This window comes from Brachymonas sp. J145, from assembly GCF_036312245.1.
GTDB classification, from domain to species: domain Bacteria; phylum Pseudomonadota; class Gammaproteobacteria; order Burkholderiales; family Burkholderiaceae_C; genus Brachymonas; species Brachymonas wangyanguii.
In genome coordinates, this window is sequence record NZ_JAZDCI010000005.1 from 1 (window position 1) to 15550 (window position 15550).

A 15550-nucleotide genomic window follows, 5' to 3' on the forward strand; every position below is an offset into this window, starting at 1 on the left:
TGGAGTTCCCCCCATTTGACGGACACTTTCACTGAGAAGAAAGGAGCCCCCATGGGAAAAACCAAGCCCCCGTACCCCGAGGCATTCAAACAGCAGATCGTCGAGCTGTTTCATTCCGGTCGCAGCCAATCCGAGCTGGCACGTGAGTTCGATGTGTCAGCGGTGAGCATTGCCAACTGGGTTGCACGCGCTGCAGCCGATGCTGGCAAGCCGTTATCCGGCAAGGATGTGTTGACAACGTCCGAGCGCGAGGAACTCGTCCGCTTGCGCCGGGAGGTCAAGCGTCTTCAAACGGAGCGCGACATCCTGGCAAAGGCTACGGCCTGGTTTGCCGGACAAAGCGAGAAGACGTCCACGCCGTCTACGCGCTGATGCAGGCGAACCAGGCCGATCTCCCAATACGCACCATGGCCCGGGTGTTGGGTGTGTCCAGCAGTGGTTACCACGACTGGCTAAATCGCCGACCCAGTGCACGCGATCAGGCCAATGCCGAGCTGCTGCTGCGCATCAAAGCCATCCATCAGATGAGCGATACCACCTACGGCGTGCCGCGCATGGTCGCGCAACTGGCGCGCGATGGGGTGATCGTCAACAAGAAGCGCGTCGAACGCCTGATGCGTCAGGCGAGTCTGAAGGGTGTCAGCCGCCGGCGCGGCTGGTGCGTGACAACGCGCCGTGATCGAGAGGCTGGGCTGGCCAGCGATCTGGTCAATCGCCGCTTTGCGGCGGATGCTCCTAACCAACTTTGGGTGGCAGACATGACCTACCTGCCTACCTGGAGCGGGTTTGCCTATCTGGCGGTAGTCATCGACGTATACAGCCGCAAAGTAGTGGGTTGGGCCTTTGGCACGCGCATGACGGCCGATCTGGTGGTGCAGGCGTTGGAGATGGCCGCCTTCACGCGCAAGCCCCAGGGCGTCATCCACCACTCCGATCAGGGCAGCCAATACACCAGCACGGTGTTTGGCAAGCGTTGCGAGGAAATGGGCGTGCGCCCAAGCATGGGATCGGTGGGGGATGCTTACGACAACGCCATGGCCGAGAGTTTCTTTGCCAGCCTGGAATGCGAACTGGTCAACCGAAGAAGCTGGAAAAGCCAGACCGAGGCCAGGCATGCCGTGTTTACCTGGATAGAGGGCTGGTACAACCCACATCGGTTGCACAGCGCACTGGGCTACCTTGCTCCCAACGAATTCGAGCAAATCAATGCACAATCCGGGCAGTCCCCGGTAGAAAATACCACCGTTACCGCGCTGAATTCTTCAGCGCTCAACCGTCCGTGAGATAGGGGGAACTCCAGGTCGTCCCGACCTGCACAGCCTGCGTGAAGTTCTGCTCAGCCATGGCTACGAAAACCAGCTCAGCGAGCGCCCGCTGCAGGATGTGCCGGCGCTGGCCGTGCCCCTGCTGGTGCTCACCACCGATGGCGATGCCGAACTGGTGTCGGAGATCCAGGGCGAGGGCGCACAGCGCCGCTACACCCTGATGGAGCAGGAAGGCAGCACGCGCACGGTGTCCCATACGGAACTGGAGGCGCGCTACCTGGGCTACAGCTGGTTCGTCAAGATGAAGCCCGAGCTGGACAACCGTTCCGAGCTGCCCGAGTACACCATGGGCAAGGCTTGGTTCTGGAAGGTCATCTGGCGCTTCCGCAGCTACTACTCGCAGGTGGTGCTTGCCACCGTGCTGATCAACGTGCTGGCCCTGATCGGCTCGCTGTACGTGATGAACGTGTACGACCGCGTGATTCCCAACAAGGGCTACGAAACCCTGTGGGTGCTGAGTATCGGCGTGCTGCTGGCCAACCTGTTCGAGTTCATCGCGCGGACCTTGCGTGCGCGCCTGACCGATATCGCCGGCAAGAAGGCCGACCTGATCATCAGCTCTGCGCTGTTCCGCCGCGTCATGTCGCTCGACCTGACGCAAAAGCCGGCGTCCTCCGGCTCCTACGCCAACAACCTGCGCGACTTCGAATCGGTGCGTGACTTCATGACCAGTGCCAGCCTGCTGGTGCTGATCGATTTGCCTTTCGTGCTGCTGTTCGTGTTCGTGATGTCCATGGTGTCCGGCCGTCTGGCTTTTGTGCCGCTGCTGACGATTCCGATCGTGGTGATCGCCGGTCTTCTGGCACAGCGTCCGCTGGCGCGCTCGATCAACGCCTCCATGAAGGAAAGCTCGCAGCGCCAGGGCCTGGCAGTCGAGGCCATCGAGGGTATCGAGACACTGAAGGCCAACAACGCCACCAACTGGGCGCAGCAGCGCTGGGAGCGTTTTACCGCTTCCACCGCCTCCGCCTCCATGAAGCAGAAGGACATCAGCAACCTGGTGGTCAACTTCTCCATGCTGGTGCAACAGGCCAACACGGTCTTCCTGGTGCTCTGGGGTACCTACCTGATCCACCATGAGGATCCGGCCGTGCGTATCACCATGGGTGCGCTGATCGCTACCGTGATCCTGTCTGGCCGTGCGCTGTCGCCGCTGTCGCAGGTGGCCGGCCTGATGATCCGCTTCCAGCAGGCGCGCATGGCGCTGCAGGGCATCAACCAGGTGGTGGAACGCAAGACCGAACGCGACCATACCCGCAGCTATATCAGCCCGACCCATATCCGCGGCGACCTGGCCTTTGACAACGTCAGCTTCCATTACGGCGAGCAGGGTCCGGATGTCTGCAAGGAGATGCGTTTCCAGATCAAGGCCGGCGAACGCGTCGGTGTGCTGGGCCGTATCGGCAGTGGCAAATCGACCATGTTGCGCCTGGCGGCCGGCCTGTACGAGCCGCAAAAGGGCAACGTGCTGCTTGACAGCATGGATGTGCGCCAGATCGATCCGACCGATGTGCGCAACCACATCAGCCTGCTCAGCCAGCAGCCGCGCCTGTTCCTCGGAACGCTGCGCGAAAACCTGGAAATGGGCCGCATGGACCGCCTCAGCACCGACGAGGAGCTGGTGGCCGCACTGCAGCGTTTCGGCCTCGAATCCATCGTGCGTGCGCATCCGATGGGCCTGAACATGCCGCTGGGTGAAGACGGTGCCGGCCTGTCCGGTGGCCAGCGCCAGCTGGTCGGCCTGAGCCGCATGACGCTGCGTGATCCGAGCGTGGTGCTGCTGGATGAACCCACCAGTGGCCTGGACCAGATGACCGAGATGGCGGCCCTGCGCGGCATTGCCGACTGGGTCAGCAAGAGCAAGCGCACCATGGTAGTGGTCACGCACCGTCCGCAGGTGCTCAATATCGTCGACCGCATTATCGTCGTCGACCAGGGCAAGATCATCATGGATGGCCCGCGCGATGCCGTGCTGCAGCGCCTGGCCGCTAATGAGCGAGACGCACAGCAACAGGCGCAGCAGCGTGCCGCCCAGGCGGGTGCTGCTGCAGGGCAGCAGGTCACGGCCACCATCCAGCCGGCAGCCGCATCGGCTGATGGTGCAGCGCCCCGTACGCAACGCGTGGTGGTGAGCCGTCGTGCCGATGGTCAGCCTGCCAACGCGCAGGTACGTGTCCAGCAGACAGCCGCGCCTGCCGCAGCTCCTGCTGCCGAAACACCCGCTGCCGCCGTGACAGATACAAGCGACAAGAACCCTACCCCGACAGGTAACTGAAGATGTTTGGCAAAGACAAGCAAAACGCTGGCCATGGTGGCCAGCAAGCCTCCGGCGAAAAGATCAGCAAGAAGGATCTGCCGCTGCTGAATGACCTGCAGGCCGCAATGCAGCATGAAAAGCACCGCGGCATGTCCTGGACCATCAGCCTGCTGGCGGTATTCCTCGTGGTGTTCGTGGTCTGGGCCTATTTCAGCAGCGTCGAGGAAGTGGCGCGTGGCCAGGGCAGCGTGATCCCGAGCAGCAAGGAGCAGGTGATCCAGAGCCTGGATCCGGGCGTGCTGTCCGAGATGCTGGTGCGTGAAGGCGATGTGGTCGAGAAGGACCAGGTCCTGCTGCGCCTGGACGATACCCGCAGCACCGCCATTTACAAGGAAACCGAGAACAAGGTGCAGGCGCTGGAAGCCAGCGCTGCGCGTCTGCGTTCCGAATCCTATGGCGTGCCGCTGGCCTTCAAGCCAGGCCTGAGCCAGGAACTGGTACAGCGCGAGACGGCTGCCTACCATTCCCGTGTCCGCGCCGTGAATGACAGCATCCGCAGCATGCGCCAGACCAAGGCGCTGCTGGATCGCGAAATCGCCATGACGGCGCCCATGGTCGGCAAGGGCGTGGTGTCCGAGGTGGAGCTGCTGCGCCTGCGTCGCCAGTCGAGCGACCTGAACATGCAGATCACCGAGCGTCGCAACAAGTTCAAGGCCGATGCCAACACCGAGCTGGTGCGCGTCGAGGCCGAACTGGCGCAGAGCACGGAAACCATGGCGGCGCGTGCCGACCCGGTCAACCGTGCTGCGATCAAGGCACCGCTGCGTGGCATCGTGAAGAACATCAAGATCAACACTGTGGGTGGCGTGGTCAGCGCCGGCCAGGACATCATGGAAATCGTGCCGCTGGACGGCCCGCTGCTGGTCGAGGCCTACATTCGTCCGCAGGACGTGGCCTTCATTCACCCCGATGCCCCGGCCACGGTCAAGCTGACTGCCTACGACTATTCGCTGTATGGTGGCCTGGAGGGCAAGGTGACGCACATCAGCCCGGACACGCTGCAGGACAATCGCCGCCCGAGCGAACTCAAGCTCAACCCGGACGAATCCTTCTACCGCGTCATCATCCAGACTGAACAGAATACGCTGCGCGACAAGAAGGGCGAGACCATGCCCATCATCCCGGGCATGATTGCCTCGGTTGACATCCGTACCGGCGAAAAGACCATCTTCCAGTACCTGGTCAAGCCGATTACCCGCCTGAAGCAGGCACTGCGGGAGCGTTGAGCATGCGCAAGAAGTCCAACACATCCACCTCCTGGCAGCCACGGCTGGCGGCCGTCTGCGCCGGCATCAGCTGCCTGATGGCGGGCCTGCTCTGGTCCGGTACGGCGGCAGCTACCGGCCTGGCCGGCCTGATCGTCGATGCCACCGAGCGCGACCCCTCGGTGCTGGAAGCACGTGCGCGCGAGGAACAGGCCTCCATGCAGACGCAGCGTTCGCGCTCTGGCCACTGGCCGGTGGTGGGCGTGCAGGCGACTGGTGACATCCAGCGCAGCAATGGCATGGATTCAGCCGATCCGGTGGCGCTGGTCGGTCGGGTAAACCTGTTCTCTGGTGGTGCCATACGCTCGCAGATCCGGCGCGACGAGTTTCACCAGAAATACTACGGTGAAAAAATCGGCGAAACCCAGGAAAACCTGGCCATGCTGATGGGCGAGCAATACCTGGCAGCGCTGCGCAACCGCGAACTGCTGGATACCGAGCAGCGCAACCTGCAGCGCCACGACCGCATCATCGACGACCTGCGCGTGATCGTGCAGCACGACCCGGGCCGTGACTACGAACTGGTCCAGGCCCAGGCCCGCGCGCTGCAGGTGCGCATGCGCCTGGTGCAGTATGAAAAAGGCCTGCGTCTGGCGCTGAGCAAGCTCAGCCGTTATACCGACAAGAACGTGACGCTGGGCAACCCCTTCGGTCCGGACTGGCGCAAGGTGGTGCCTGACAACAGCAAGGCCACCAACCCGACCATCCTGGCGCAGCAATATGAAATGGACGCCACGCGCGAGGAAATGGAAAACCTCAAGCGTTCGCGCTGGCCCAAGGTGGACCTGATGGCCGCTGTCGGCAAGGACGACCAGTACACGCGCGTCGTGATGAACTGGGACTTCCTGGACCGTGGTGCCTACTACAGCCAGCAAAGTGCCGCCAAGCAGCTGCTGGCAGCGCAGAGCCGGGTGGACATGCTGAACCGCGAAATCGACGAGCAGACCCAGACCGCCGAATCCGACATGGCCCAGAGCCGGCTGCAGGCGATGGCGGCGCAGCAGCAGATCGGTGCTTCCGAGAAGGTGGTGGAGCTGTACCAGATGCAGTTCCGCATCGCCCGACGCAGCCTGCTGGATCTGCTGAACGCCTACGCCGAACTGGCTTCGGTCGAGGTGTCCAAGGTGACGGCCGAGAACGATTACCGCCGTGCCGTGTTGTCCTATCTGGACGCGACCGCTTCCATCAATGACTGGGCACGTCACAGTGCTGGCGCACCGGCGGTGCAGCCGCAGGTGATGTCGGTGGCGCCACAGCGTCCGGCGGCCGCCGTGGTGGTGCCGGCAGCCGTCGAACCGGTTGCCGCACCTGCTGAGCCGCTGCTGGTAGGCGCGCACGACGATGTGCATCCCTCTGGTACGGCAATGCCCTCGGTGCATGCACAGCCGCCGGCACCGGTGGTGGTGTCGGCACGCGAGTACCTGGGTGCCGATGCGCCGGCCGAACCCGAACCGGCTGTGGTTCCGGTGGCAGCCGTCGAGCCGGTCCAGTGGATCGAGCCCGAGCCTGTTGCGGCAGAGCCGGTGGCGTTAGCCGCAGCAGCAGAGCAGCTGCCGGCAGAACCGGTGGTTGAGGTGCAGCAGGTGGTGGCTGTGGAGGCTATGCCTGTCGCGGAGGTCGTTGCCGAAGCCGCGCCTGACAGCACGCCGCAGGCAGCCGTGCCCAGCACCAATATCGTCTCGCGCTTCGATCAGCCAGATGCGGACGGTCTGAGCACCTACTGATTGCCCAGCGGCGGGCGCTGGCCCAGCCGCTGCAACAGCAGGGCCAGATTCTGGCCTTCCAGCCGCCAGGCCTTGCCAAAGCCGCCGTTGAGGCTGGCCGCCTGTGGTCGCAGCCGCCAGAAGGCGAAGTCGGCAAAATCCACATACAGCTTCGCCTTGGGTTGCCAGGCGACAAAGGCATCGCGCAACAGGGCGCGTTCGGTATCGTCCGTGCGCTCTGCCAGGCACTCCAGACTCAGCCGGGGGTGTGCCAGCGGATCGCCCGCGCCCGGCTCACCTACCAGCAGGCCGCAGCGTGCATCCTGCTGCAGCGCTGCAAAGTGGGCCGACAGTTGCGAGATCAGGATCAGTGGCAGGCCCTGGACATCGTGACCCAGTGCTACCCGGCTCAGGGCCGGCATGCCGTTGTCCGGCTGCAGCACGCCCAGGCTGGCATGGCGCGCTTCGCCCAGCAGACGACAGGCCAGGTACAGCGCCGCTTCGTCAGTGGCTTGCAGGAATCGGGAAGCTTCAGGAGGCATAGGGGTTAACCGGACGTAAGAGGGTGCTGTGGAACAGGTATCATCAGAGGAGTGCACACGATTGGTGCATTTTGCCAAGTCGTGCCCAGAAGGATCAAGTATATGGCCACCTCCAAGACTGCCAAGCCCAGCTCCCAGACCGACCTGCCGGCGGACGACACCGCGGCCACCGCCAGCGATCCGTCCCTGCGCATCATCAAGAAATACCCCAACCGCCGGCTCTACGACACCACCAGTTCGTCCTACGTGACGCTGACCGAGGTCAAGGCGCTGGTGATGCAGGGCGAGCGCTTCGTGGTGCGTGATGCCAAGACAGGCGATGACCTGACGCGCAGCATCCTGCTGCAGATCATCCTGGAAGAAGAAGCCGGCGGCAGCCCGATCTTTACCGAGGCGGTACTGGCCAACATCATCCGCTTCTACGGCCATGCCATGCAGGGCTTTTTCGGTGCCAACCTGGAAAGCAATATCCAGGCCTTTGCCGACATGCAGAAGAAGATGATGGAGATGACACCGGGCTTCAACTCTGATGCCTGGAGCAAGATGCTGGAAATGCCCGGCCAGAAGATGGTGCAGAGCATGATGCAGAACTATTCCGAGCAGTCCAAGCAGGCCATGCAGCAAATGCAGGACCAGCTGCAGAACCAGTACCAGGCCAATATGCAGCAGTGGCTGGCGGCCTTCCAGCCCAAGCGCTGATCCTTATTGACAGGGCAGGGGGCTGCCAGAAACGGTGGAAGCTGCGACAATAATGCACCATGAGTGCATCCACCAACACGCCCCCTGTTGCTGCCAGTGGCAGCAACCCCAAGATCGGATTTGTCAGTCTCGGCTGCCCGAAAGCTTTGACCGATTCCGAACTGATCCTGACCCAGCTCTCCGCCGAGGGCTATGACACCTCCAAGACCTTTGCCGGTGCTGATCTGGTGATCGTCAACACTTGCGGCTTTATCGATGATGCCGTCAAGGAAAGCCTGGACACCATTGGCGAGGCCCTGGCCGAAAACGGCAAGGTGATCGTCACCGGTTGCCTGGGTGCCCGCAGCGGCGCCAGCGGCGACAACCTGGTACGCGAGATCCACCCCAGCGTGTTGGCCGTGACCGGTCCGCACGCCACGCAGGAGGTGATGGACGCCGTGCACAGCCATTGCCCGCGCCCGCATGATCCTTTCATGGATCTGGTGCCGGCTGCCGGCATCAAGCTCACGCCGCGCCACTATGCCTACCTGAAGATCAGCGAAGGCTGCAACCACCGTTGCACCTTCTGCATCATCCCATCGATGCGCGGTGACTTGGTCAGCCGCCCGATTGGTGATGTGCTGAAAGAGGCGCAGGCCCTGTTCGAAGGCGGCGTCAAGGAATTGCTGGTGGTCAGCCAGGACACCTCGGCCTATGGCGTGGACGTCAAGTACCGCACCGGCTTCTGGGATGGCAAGCCGATCCGTACGCGCACCTTCGAACTGGCGCAGGCTCTGGGCCAGCTGGCGCGCGAACATGGCGCCTGGGTGCGCCTGCACTACGTCTACCCCTACCCGAGCGTGGACGAGATCATCCCGCTGATGGCGGAGGGCCTGATCCTGCCGTATCTGGACGTTCCGTTCCAGCACAGCCATCCCGATGTGCTCAAGCGCATGAAGCGCCCAGCCAGCGGTGAGCGCAACCTGGAGCGCCTGCAGCGCTGGCGCGAGCTCTGCCCGCAGCTGGTGGTGCGCAGCACCTTCATTGCCGGCTTCCCGGGCGAGACCGAGGCCGAGTTCCAGGATCTGCTGAACTTTGTCGAGGCGGCACAGATTGATCGCGCTGGCTGTTTTGCCTATTCCCCGGTGGAGGGTGCCACGGCCAACGAACTGCCGGGTGCTTTGCCCGATGATGTGCGCGAAGAGCGTCGTGCACGCTTCATGGCTGTGGCCGAAAGCGTGTCGATCAGCAAGCTGAAGCAGCGTGTCGGTTCCACCATGCAGGTGCTGGTAGACCATGCGCCGCAGCTGGGCAAGAAGGGTGCCGTCGGTCGCAGCTATGCCGATGCTCCCGAGATCGATGGCCTGGTGCGTCTGCTGCCGCCGCAGAAGATCAGCAAGACGCTGAAGGTCGGTACCTTTACCCAGGCGCGCATCGTCGATACCGACGGCCACGATCTGGTGGCGCTGCCCATCTGATCCGACCTGACACCCGCCAACGACAACGCCCCGCTGCAGTGCAGACGGGGCGTTGTGCTTTTGGACGGGACCGGTTTACTGGTTGAACAGGCCGTTCAGGCGCGCCGTGTGGATGGCCTGGGTGCGGCTCTTGACGCCAAGGCGGCGGAACAGGCGCCACAGGTGCACCTTGACGGTGTGCTCGCTGATGCCCAGGCGTTCGGCGATGTCGCGGTTGCTCAGCCCTTCTTCCAGCGCGGCCAGCAGCTGCACCTGGCGCTTGGAGAGCTTGCTGTTGGTCAGCGGGCTTTCTTCTTCCACGCTGTCCGGAATCAGCAGCTGGCGCAGCGAGGTATACAGTTCGGCACTGTTGAGCTGCTTGGACAGGTAGGCATCGCTGCCGGCTTCCAGGCAGGACGCATCGGTTTCACCGTCCGGCAGGTCGGAGACCGTGACGAGCAGGGCGTTCGGGTAGTGGTGGCGGATTTCACGGATGCCGGAATAGCCCAGGGTGTCGCTCAGGGTCAGATCCAGCAGGATGGCATCGGGTTCGCCATGGGTCTTGACGGCGAGCGGCAGGCTGCCAACGCGTTCCAGTTCGACCACTTCCGTGCCCGGCTTGATGCGGCGGATCAGGTTGCCGAGGGCTTCGCGGTACAGGGGGTGGTCTTCGATGATGAAATAGGACATGGTATGAGGGTGTGGTAATCACAGGGGAGCATTACATGCAGCGACCCTCAAGGTAGTCAACCCTTTGGAATAAGGATGATCACATGTTTGGCCAAACTTGCAGAAGATTGACGCTGTGATGATCGCTTAAGAATGCATGTCCAGCATTTTATAGTAATTATGGGGATTACTGCAAAAGTGCGCGCAAAGGTGCCATCAAAGTTTCAATTACGCCATAGGTGGCATGCATCAGTGGCATCATCCAGATCGCGCCAGCTACGCCAGTGACCACCAGCAGCAGCACGATATAAAAGCCGAAAGGCTCGATACGGGCAAACTGCATGGCCAGCCTGGGCGGCAACAGGCTGGCCAGGATGCGACCGCCATCCAGCGGCAGCAGCGGAAACAGGTTGAACACGAACATCACCACGTTGACCAGCACGCCGCCGGTGCACATCTTCAGGAAGAATTCCTCGCGGATGCCGCCCAGCTGCAGCAGGTAGTAGAGTGAGGCCCAGAAAATCGCCTGGATGAAGTTGGAGCCGGGACCGGCCAGCGCGACCCACAGCATGTCGCGGCGCGGATTGCGCAGCCGGTCCATGCGCACCGGTACCGGCTTGGCGTAGCCGAACAGGAACTTGCCGCCGGTCATGAACAGCAGCGCGATCGGGATCAGGATGGTGCCGACCGGATCAATGTGCTTGAACGGATTGAGCGTGACGCGGCCCAGGCTCCAGGCCGTGTTGTCGCCGAAATGGCGTGCCACATAGCCGTGTGCGGCTTCGTGCAGGGTGATCGACAGCAGCACCGGGATGGCATAGATGCTGATGTTCTGGATGAGCTGGCTGATATCCATGGCAATACTTTCGTGAAGGCAGGGCTGGCCCGGAGCGGCTCAGAGGCCGAGCAGGGCCGGATCGCCGGCACCCTGACGGATCAGTTCCGGGGCATCGCCCTTGTCCATCGGTGTCAGGTCGACCACGGTGGTGGGCTGCAGCGGGCAGCTGCCGCTGGCGACCACGGCAGCGACCTGGTGTTCCAGCCGGTCCAGGATCTCATCGGGATCGTTCAGCGGGTCGTCTTCGCCGGGCAGGATCAGCGTGGCGCTCAGCAACGGCGCGCCGTGTTCTTCCAGCAGCGCCAGCAGCGTCTTGTGGGCCGGCACGCGCAGGCCGATGGTCTTGCGCGAGGGATGGCTGAGGCGGCGCGGCACCTCCTTGGAGGCTTCGAGCACGAACACGAAGGGGCCGGGCGTGGCCTGCTTGAGCAGGCGGAACTGGCGGTTGTCGACACGCGCATAGCTGGCCAGCTCGCTCAGGTCGCGGCAAAGCAGGGTCAGCAAGTGCTTGTCGTCCATCTGGCGGATGCGGCGCAGCTGGTCGCTGGCGGACTTGTCGTCCAGATGGCAGACCAGGGCATAGCTGGAATCGGTGGGCACCGCCAGCACTTGGCCCTTGCGCAGCATGTCGGCGGCCTGGCGCAGCAGGCGCGGTTGCGGATCTTCGGGGTGGATGTCGAGCAGAAAGGCCATGTCAGGCTCCGGTGGCAACAGGTTGCGGGTAGCGGATGCGGCTGGCCAGCAGTTGCCAGACCGGCTGCAGGCCAGCGGGCAGTGCAGGCAAGGTGCCCAGGTCGATGCGGCTTTCGTTGGGCGAATGGAAATCGCTGCCGCGCGAGGCATGCAGGCCATAGTCGCGCGCCATCTGGGCGTACTGCTGCACTTCGGCTTCAGAGTGGCTGCTGGTCATGACTTCCACGGCCTGTCCGCCCAGCTCCTTGAAGCGTGAGAACAGGGCATGCTCTTCCTGCGGCGTGAAATCGTAGCGTGCCGGATGGGCGATTATGGCGACGCCGCCGGCATCGCGGATCCATTGCACGGCCTGTTCCAGCGAGGCCCAGCGGTGCGGCACGTAGCCGGGCTTGCCTTCTGTCAGGTAGTTGCGGAACACTTCGGGCACATCGGCGCAGACGCCGGTTTCAACCAGGAAGCGGGCAAAGTGCGAGCGCGAGATCAGGTCCGGGTTGCCGACAAACTGGAGTGCGCCTTCGTAGGCGCCGGGGATGCCCGCAGCCGCCAGCTGATCGGCGATTTCGCGCGCGCGCTCGTCGCGGCCGCCGCGTGTCTGGCGCAGGCCTTCGACCAGGCCAGGGTGTTCCGGATCCACGCCCAGACCGACGATGTGCACCGTCTTGTCGATATAGGTGATGGAGATTTCCACGCCGGCCAGAAAGGGCAGGTTCAGGGCAGCCGCAGCAGTGGCGGCACGGGCGCAGCCCGCTACCTCGTCGTGATCGGTCAGCGCCCAGAGCTGGACGCCGTTGTCGGCGGCACGCTGTGCCAGCCATTCAGGCGACTGCGTGCCATCGGACACGGTCGAGTGGCAATGGAGGTCGGCATTGAGGGCCGCATCCAGGGAGAGGGTGGTCGCGTTCATGCAACCATTGTAGACATGCAGCGCGCAGGCTGCAGGCGCCTTGCTCAGGTTTTGCGGTGCTGCAGCTGTTCGGCCAGGGCGCGCAGAGCATCGCTCCAGGCGTTGACGGGCAGGGTGGCCATGGCGTCGATGGCGCGCTGTGCCTCGGCGGCGGCAGCCTGACGGGCGCCGTCCAGGGCACCAGTGCTGCGCACCACGGCCACCACATCGTGCAGGCGCTCGACCGAGCCGTTCTCGATCGCTTCGCGTACCAGGGCGGATTGCTCTGGCGAGCCATTGCGCATCGCCAGGATCAGCGGCAGCGTGGCCTTGCCTTCACGCAGGTCATCGCCCACGTTTTTGCCGAGTTCCTCGACCTGGCCTTCGTAGTCCAGCACATCGTCGATGATCTGGAAGGCGGTACCCAGTGCCTGGCCGTATTCGGCGCAGCGTTCTTCCTGGGCGCTGTCGCAGCCGGCGATCACGGCGCTCAGGCGCGTGCTGGCCTCGAACAGCTTGGCGGTCTTGGAACGGATCACGTGCAGGTAGCCGGCTTCATCGAGCGAGGCATCGTGCATGTTCATCAGCTGCATCACCTCGCCTTCGGAGATCACGTTGGTCGCCTCGGCGAGGATTTCCATGACGCGCATATTGTGCGTCTCGACCATCATCTGGAAGGCGCGCGTGTAGATGAAGTCGCCGACCAGCACACTGGCCGGGTTGCCAAAGGTGGCGTTGGCCGTGGGACGGTTGCGGCGCAGCGTGGATTCGTCGACCACGTCATCGTGCAGCAGGGTAGCCGTGTGGATGAATTCGATCAGCGCTGCCAGATGGTGGTGCAGTGTGCCCTGGTAGCCCAGTGCGTTGGCCATCATCAGCAGCATGGCCGGGCGCAGGCGCTTGCCGCCGGCGGAGATGATGTATTGCGCCACTTCGGCCACCAGCGGTACGCGGGTATCCAGTCGGTTCTGTATCACGCGGTCCACGGCCTGCATGTCGGGAGCGACCAGGTTCAAGGCAGATTGTTGTGGCGAGGCAGACAAGGTGGAATCCTGAAAAATGGGTGGCAACGGCCGGTCGCGTGGTTCCGCCAAGAAGCGGGCGACCTCGAAGTCATCCGATGATTATAGGAGGCTGCAACGGCACCCAAGGAGGGCTGCGACCAGTTCCGGCTGTTATTGTTGCTTTGCAGCAGGTGCCTGCTTGACGCCGTAGAAGGAATGCGTTAATATCTTTGGCTTGCCGGAAATCCGTCTGGCAAGAATCCATATTTGAGGTTTACACATGTACGCAGTCATAAAAACCGGCGGCAAGCAGTATCGCGTTGCGGCTGGCGACAAGATTAAAGTAGAACAGATTGCTGCGGACGAAGGTAACGAGATCACCATCGATCAGGTTCTGGCCGTCGGCAACGGCGACACCCTGACCGTGGGAACTCCCCTGGTGTCCGGCGCAACCGTAGTGGCCAAGGTGGTCGCTCATGGCAAGCACGACAAGGTTCGCATCTTCAAGATGCGCCGTCGCAAGCATTACCAGAAGCGCCAGGGCCATCGTCAGCAGTTCACAGAACTGGAAATTGCTTCCATCAACGCTTGATGCCCGAAGGAGAGTAAGTCATGGCACAGAAAAAAGGCGGCGGCTCTACGCGTAACGGGCGTGATTCCAAGCCCAAGATGCTGGGCGTGAAGGCGTTCGGCGGTCAACTGATCAGCGCTGGCTCCATCATCGTGCGTCAGCGTGGCACCAAGTTCCACGCTGGCAACAACGTGGGCGTGGGCCGCGACCACACCCTGTTCGCCCTGGTGGACGGCCACGTGTCTTTCGACACCCGTGGCGCCCTGAACAAGCAGGTGGTGGACATTACTCCGGCGGAGTAATCCTTCCCAGCTGACCAACGGCATCTGTGGATGCCGGTTCGCCAAGCCCCGATGCCGCCAAGGTTCGGGGCTTGTGTTTTCTGGCGATACGGATCGCCTACAATTTGCCGATACAGCGGAACCACGGCATCCGCACAGGAAATACTGGCATGAAATTCGTTGACGAAGCGTTCATCGACATCGCTGCGGGCGACGGCGGCAATGGCTGCGCTTCGTTCCGCCACGAGAAATACAAGGAATTCGGCGGTCCCGATGGCGGCGACGGTGGTCGTGGCGGCCATGTCTGGGCGATTGCCGATACCAACCTCAACACCCTGGTGGACTACCGCTACACGCGCCGCTTCGAGGCCAAGCGTGGCCAGCACGGCATGGGTTCCGACATGTTCGGTGCTGCCGGCGATGACATCACGCTGAAGATGCCGGTCGGCACCATCATCACCGACGCCGAAACCGGCGAGACGCTGTTCGAATTGCTGGTTCCGGGCGAGAAAATCCTGATCGCCAAGGGCGGTGAGGGTGGCTACGGCAACCTGCGCTTCAAGAGTTCCATCAACCGCGCGCCGCGCCAGAAGACGCTGGGTCATCCCGGTGACCGTCGCAGCGTCAAGCTGGAGTTGAAGGTGCTGGCCGATGTCGGCCTGCTCGGCATGCCCAACGCTGGCAAGTCCACCTTTATTGCGGCTGTCTCCAACGCCCGCCCCAAGATTGCCGACTATCCGTTTACCACGCTGCACCCGAACCTGGGTGTGGTGCGCGTCGGTCCGGAGCAGAGCTTTGTCGTGGCCGATGTGCCCGGCCTGATCGAAGGTGCAGCCGAAGGCGCCGGCCTGGGGCACCAGTTCCTGCGCCACTTGCAGCGCACGCGTCTGCTGCTGCACGTGATCGACATGGCGCCGTTCGACGACGAAGTTGATCCGGTGGCACAGGCCAAGGCGATTGTCGGTGAACTGAAAAAATACGACGCCGAGCTGTACGCCAAGCCGCGCTGGCTGGTGCTGAACAAGCTCGACATGGTGCCTGCAGACGAGCGCGAGGCGCGCGTCAAGGACATGGTCAAGCGCCTGCGCTGGAAGGGGCCGGTGCACCAGATTTCCGCCCTCACGCGTGAAGGCTGCGAGCAGCTGATCCGCGAAATCTACCAGCATGTGCATCAGGCCCAGGTCGAGGAATTGCCGCCCGAGCCGGAGCAGGATCCGCGCTTCATCGAGCTGCCTGACGAAGATGCGCCGCAGACCGAATCGCAGCCTGCACCCGCCCGCAGGCGCCCGGTACGTCGCAAGAAGCCGGCTGCCGAATAAGAACA

At 63.0% G+C, this 15550-nt stretch carries 15 protein-coding genes; 9 read left to right on the forward strand and 6 right to left on the reverse strand.

Translation table 11 applies throughout. The annotated features are described in order from the left end of the window. Positions 1 to 51 precede the first annotated feature (51 nt). The 4 genes from V1261_RS06180 (at position 52) to V1261_RS06195 (ending at position 6631) form a co-directional block, all read left to right on the forward strand. Positions 52 to 1283 (forward strand): IS3 family transposase gene (locus V1261_RS06180; RefSeq protein ID WP_405197982.1). Its coding sequence is split into 2 segments (ribosomal slippage): positions 52 to 319 and positions 319 to 1283, totalling 1233 coding nucleotides; the frame shifts between segments, so codons are not numbered across the junction. Positions 1284 to 1311: 28 nt separating this feature from the next. Further along, positions 1312 to 3600 (forward strand): type I secretion system permease/ATPase, encoded by a 2289-nt coding sequence (locus V1261_RS06185; protein ID WP_329770905.1) that lies wholly within the window; start codon positions 1312 to 1314, stop codon positions 3598 to 3600. A 2-nt stretch (positions 3601 to 3602) separates the two neighbouring features. Continuing rightward, positions 3603 to 4868 carry an HlyD family type I secretion periplasmic adaptor subunit gene (locus V1261_RS06190; RefSeq protein WP_329770758.1) on the forward strand — a complete coding sequence of 422 codons (1266 nt, stop codon included), beginning with the start codon at positions 3603 to 3605 and terminating at the stop codon, positions 4866 to 4868. 2 nt (positions 4869 to 4870) lie between these two features. Then, on the forward strand, positions 4871 to 6631 hold the full coding sequence (locus V1261_RS06195; protein WP_329770759.1) for a TolC family protein: 1761 nt from the start codon (positions 4871 to 4873) through the stop codon (positions 6629 to 6631). On the opposite strand, the gene V1261_RS06200 is transcribed toward V1261_RS06195, so the two are convergent. After that, positions 6625 to 7152, reverse strand: coding sequence for a HugZ family pyridoxamine 5'-phosphate oxidase (locus tag V1261_RS06200; RefSeq protein WP_329770760.1), 528 nt, complete (start codon positions 7150 to 7152; stop codon positions 6625 to 6627). The two genes, V1261_RS06195 and V1261_RS06200, sit on opposite strands and share 7 nt — an antisense overlap. Before the next feature lie 102 nt (positions 7153 to 7254). Here V1261_RS06200 and phaR point away from each other — a divergent pair, with 102 nt between their 5' ends. Continuing rightward, on the forward strand, positions 7255 to 7851 hold the full coding sequence (phaR, locus tag V1261_RS06205) for a polyhydroxyalkanoate synthesis repressor PhaR (RefSeq protein ID WP_329770761.1): 597 nt from the start codon (positions 7255 to 7257) through the stop codon (positions 7849 to 7851). 59 nt (positions 7852 to 7910) lie between these two features. Beyond that, entirely contained in the window at positions 7911 to 9308 is a 1398-nt protein-coding gene (gene rimO / locus V1261_RS06210; protein ID WP_329770762.1) for a 30S ribosomal protein S12 methylthiotransferase RimO, read from the forward strand. Between the two features lie 75 nt (positions 9309 to 9383). On the opposite strand, the gene V1261_RS06215 is transcribed toward rimO, so the two are convergent. The 5 genes from V1261_RS06215 to V1261_RS06235 all read right to left on the reverse strand — a co-directional run bounded on the left by V1261_RS06215 (position 9384) and on the right by V1261_RS06235 (position 13365). Continuing rightward, positions 9384 to 9977 carry a response regulator transcription factor gene (locus V1261_RS06215; protein WP_329770763.1) on the reverse strand — a complete coding sequence of 198 codons (594 nt, stop codon included), beginning with the start codon at positions 9975 to 9977 and terminating at the stop codon, positions 9384 to 9386. A gap of 166 nt (positions 9978 to 10143) precedes the next feature. Then, a complete protein-coding gene (locus V1261_RS06220; protein ID WP_329770764.1) occupies positions 10144 to 10812 on the reverse strand; it encodes a site-2 protease family protein in 669 nt (222 codons plus the stop codon). 39 nt (positions 10813 to 10851) lie between these two features. Beyond that, the gene (locus V1261_RS06225; protein ID WP_329770765.1) at positions 10852 to 11487 is read right to left on the reverse strand and encodes an L-threonylcarbamoyladenylate synthase; all 636 of its coding nucleotides are present in this window, start codon (positions 11485 to 11487) and stop codon (positions 10852 to 10854) included. A gap of 1 nt (position 11488) precedes the next feature. Next, positions 11489 to 12391, reverse strand: a complete 903-nt coding sequence (locus V1261_RS06230) for a 3',5'-nucleoside bisphosphate phosphatase (RefSeq protein WP_329770766.1) — start codon at positions 12389 to 12391, stop codon at positions 11489 to 11491. Between the two features lie 44 nt (positions 12392 to 12435). Then, positions 12436 to 13365 (reverse strand): polyprenyl synthetase family protein, encoded by a 930-nt coding sequence (locus V1261_RS06235; RefSeq protein ID WP_329770906.1) that lies wholly within the window; start codon positions 13363 to 13365, stop codon positions 12436 to 12438. A gap of 289 nt (positions 13366 to 13654) precedes the next feature. Here V1261_RS06235 and rplU point away from each other — a divergent pair, with 289 nt between their 5' ends. The 3 genes from rplU (at position 13655) to cgtA (ending at position 15545) form a co-directional block, all read left to right on the forward strand. Further along, positions 13655 to 13966, forward strand: coding sequence for a 50S ribosomal protein L21 (rplU, locus tag V1261_RS06240; protein ID WP_329770767.1), 312 nt, complete (start codon positions 13655 to 13657; stop codon positions 13964 to 13966). A 20-nt stretch (positions 13967 to 13986) separates the two neighbouring features. Then, complete coding sequence (gene rpmA, locus V1261_RS06245) at positions 13987 to 14247, forward strand: 50S ribosomal protein L27 (RefSeq protein WP_329770768.1); 261 nt, start codon at positions 13987 to 13989, stop codon at positions 14245 to 14247. Between the two features lie 149 nt (positions 14248 to 14396). Beyond that, entirely contained in the window at positions 14397 to 15545 is a 1149-nt protein-coding gene (cgtA, locus tag V1261_RS06250) for an Obg family GTPase CgtA (protein WP_329770769.1), read from the forward strand. Positions 15546 to 15550 lie beyond the last annotated feature (5 nt).